The organism is Nostoc sp. 106C, from assembly GCF_002154725.1.
GTDB lineage: Bacteria > Cyanobacteriota > Cyanobacteriia > Cyanobacteriales > Nostocaceae > Aulosira.
The window spans coordinates 1-3666 of sequence record NZ_MTAW01000178.1; the positions used below are offsets into that span (position 1 = coordinate 1).

Below are 3666 nucleotides of genomic sequence, written 5' to 3' on the forward strand. Positions count from 1 at the left end.
TGACGTTATTTTCAGCTTAATACCTGTCCCTTTCCTTATCCCGAACTCAGGTTAATTAATTACTTCTTCCCGTACCTCACTCAAGTGAGAATCTCTACAGGTGTCAAAAATACTTAATAATATAGCCTGACCATTTGGTTACAAAAATGAGTGTATTAGCTAGGAAATAGAGTACGAATAGCTCATGAGTACATCAATTTATGCTGGCAAGCTTAGTTATTACCAACTCACTTTTAAAGTAAAAGGGTAACTATTAGCTACTCATCGCTGAAAAATTTAAAGTCTTTAAAACGGAGAGGGGGGGATTCGAACCCCCGTTGGGTTTCCCCAAAACGCATTTCGAGTGCGTCACCATCAACCACTCGGACACCTCTCCAGCTATTGATTCACAGATTGAAGTATATGTTCTCAATCTAAAACCTGTGAATTGCAGAAATGCCATCGCATATCCTATGCAATCATAACATCACATATAGATAAAACGATCGCCCAAAGTAACCTGCAAACAGCAACGGTATTTATAAAACAGAAGACTTGCTTTCTGTGGCCTGGATAAATGCTTCAAAATCACTGCCAGGTAACCATTGGATAGCGCCATCTCGTCCTGTAAAGAAAAGTTTGGTTTGGCTTTGGCTCAGTTCAGACAAAACTTTTGGCTCAAGGTCGGCAGAAGATGCGATCGCAATCTGTGGTTGTAGGGCTAAAACTAAATCTTTCAAAGATTGAGGTACACACCATAGCACTTGTGGGCGAGCCAAACCCCCGGACTTGACTAGCTGTGCTATCTCTTTAGATTTCATGTTACCTACAAGCAACCAATTCTGACCTTGAATTTGCAATTGTAAAACTGGTAACTGGTCATTAACTAATTGAGCTACGACTGGACCAGCAGTCATTGCTTGACCAAGTGCCAAAGGTTGGTAAACACCTTGACGTTTTTGGATTTCCTGTTGAATTACCTGAGTCTCAATGACGTTTTCTGGTTTGGGGGGATAGCTATAAAAATTTTTAATCGGTAAACGTTGCAGCACTTCCAACCAACCACTACTTTCATGATCTTGGAAATCGGTTGCGATCGCCCAATCGATTTGATTGACACCTTGCTGTTGTAAAAACGGTAGGATTGTAAAGCGTCCTGTACTTTCGTCGCCACTATTAATCAGGGTGACTGTTCCTCGGTCTTGAATTACCACAACCGGTTCTGCACCTGCTGCAAGTACAGTGATCCTAAACAAGGTGTTGGCAGAATGCCAAACTGGGATAAGTACTAAACCTATAGCAATACAACTAGCGAACCACCAGCGTTGTCGCCACCAACGCACCAATACCACCAATAAAATTATTGTATAAATAGCTATCATCTGCCAAGGAGATATACTGCCAACAGCAATCGAGTTTCCAGGTAAGTTGCTAAAAAATTTCACTAATTTGATTAGCCAATCACTGGGGTAATGCAGCACTCCAGCCAAAACACTTCCTGCTTCTGGCCAAATTAATGCTGCTAAGGCACTGATAATTCCACCTATACTCAGAACAGAAATAAATGGGGTACTAACAATATTTAGCAGCAGACTGTAAGACGGCACAACCCCAAAGACAAACAGCTGCAAAGGTAAAGTCCAAATCGTAGCAGCTAAAGGAACAGCAATCAAAGAAGCGATCGCAGGTGGTAACCAACCCAAGCGTTGAATTATGGGTGGTACTGTCACAATTAATCCCAGTGTCGCCAAAAAGCTCAGTTGAAAACCTAAATCCCATATCCATAAAGGATTAAATAACAATAATAAGGTAGCCGCTAGTAGCAGTGAACCTAATTGTTTTACCTTTCTTTTTAAAGCTAGTCCCACTAATGCCGCAAAACCCATAATTACGGCTCTTAGCACCGCAGGCTGAAACCCAGTTAAACTCAGGAAAATAATTAAACCCAAAAAACCGAGGGTAAATTGGGTTGCCTTTTTTGCCCGCCTCGTTAATTGTAAAATCACACCCAAAATCAACGAAGTCTGAAACCCCGAAGCGGCTAAAGCATGAGCTAACCCTGCTTGGACAAAAAGATCGCGAATATCATAAGGTAAATCAACAGCTTTGCTGCCTAAAACCATCGCACTCACAAGTGGCCCTTCTGGAATACCCAACCACCGAACTTGCGATCGCACAATTCGCTCCCTAACTTGCCACCATCCCCATTTACGCTGCTCTTCATCTAAAATATTTATCTGTCTCCCTGTCAAACCCGCAAATGTACCCTCTTGTTTCAGAAACTTCTGAAAATCAAAAGCACCAGGGTTAGAAGCTGCTTTTGGTTTGTACAAAACTCCCGTTACAGCAATTTGTTGACCTGGATATAAACCAGTAACCTGAAGTATCGGCACTGTCACATACAACTTACCTGTTACCCCTTTACTGGCACCTCCTGGTCCATCATCTTTTTTGACTTCATCTAGCTGAGTCGCTTCTAACCAAAATTGCCCTCGCTGACTGCGAGTCAAGCGTGGTGTACTTGCAACTTCACCGCGAACAATCACAAGCTGTTCTTGATTACTACTATTTCCTGGTGGGACAAATTTACTGATATCTTTTGCTCCTGGTTCTGGTACTCGCCATTGAAAATATAGGGTAGCCAGTAACCCTACCAAACCAGCGGCTAGCAATACTTTAGGATCAAGAGTACTTTGCCAGAAGCTAGATATTGGCTTGGCCTTTGTTCCAGTATTTTCTGATTTTTGAGCAAGTTGCCGTGACTTGAGAGAACGTAGCCGCAACAGCACTGCTGCCAATATCCCTAAAACAAAAATCCACACACCACCCCAAGGTACTGCTGTAAATAGCAGACCCAAAATATAGCCAAGACAGATAATTACACCACTAGCCTGAATCATAAGACTTCTGATAAAAGTATTTGCTGACTATAAAATAAAACCCGCACATGCGGGCTTTGTTTGTATAATCAGTGAATACCAATCTCAGGGGGCACAGGCTTTATTTGTAGAAATTTTTGCAATAATTCTATCAAAAAGATGTGCCCAACTTAAACCCCAGTAAAGCGTGGAGAAACAAAATAGAAAGTGCTGTACTACCTAAATAAGCATGAATAGTACGTAATATTGCTTTATTCCCTACAAATCCACTTGCAGAAATTGCACCGTTAATCAGTAGCAGTAATAGCACAATAGAACCCGTAAAAAAATGGGAACTTTCTAGAATTGGTTGATGCTGCATCACCAAAGATAGCACCCCACCTGTATAACCCGCCGCCAAAAAGAAAAATAGCCAGGGTGCTAGTTTACGATGCTCACTGCGACTTTTAATTGCCACATCTTTATCTTCAACAAGTCTTCCCCGCCAACCAGCCAGTCCCACAAAACTACCCATTACAAATACAACAATCGCCATCATTAACGGATGTCCCCAATGAGTAATTGGTTCGGGGAGCCCTAGAGAACGAAACCAAGCAGCGATTGGTTCTAGCAACTCGCTCCAATTCAACATTTCTCACACACCATAACTATATGCTCTAGGAGATAATACCAAACCTCCCTAAAACAGGGAGGTTATAGGGCAATACAGTTCAGTTAAGAAAATTCATTGACAACAAAGTTCACAAATAATTCCTAAACAAAAAACCGAACAATTATTTTGGAGGGGGCTTGGGGGACGGTTGCGTCC

Annotated in this window: 2 protein-coding genes and 1 tRNA gene; all 3 read right to left on the reverse strand. The window is 41.9% G+C overall.

All coding sequences use genetic code 11. The annotated features are described in order from the left end of the window. Positions 1-291: 291 nt before the first annotated feature. The 3 genes from BV375_RS26355 to BV375_RS26365 all read right to left on the reverse strand — a co-directional run bounded on the left by BV375_RS26355 (position 292) and on the right by BV375_RS26365 (position 3489). Positions 292-376: transfer RNA gene (locus tag BV375_RS26355), tRNA-Ser, on the reverse strand. Between the two features lie 142 nt (positions 377-518). Beyond that, positions 519-2879 (reverse strand): ComEC/Rec2 family competence protein, encoded by a 2361-nt coding sequence (locus BV375_RS26360; RefSeq protein WP_086765962.1) that lies wholly within the window; start codon positions 2877-2879, stop codon positions 519-521. 130 nt (positions 2880-3009) lie between these two features. Then, on the reverse strand, positions 3010-3489 hold the full coding sequence (locus tag BV375_RS26365; RefSeq protein WP_086765964.1) for a DUF4079 domain-containing protein: 480 nt from the start codon (positions 3487-3489) through the stop codon (positions 3010-3012). Between the last annotated feature and the right edge of the window lie 177 nt (positions 3490-3666).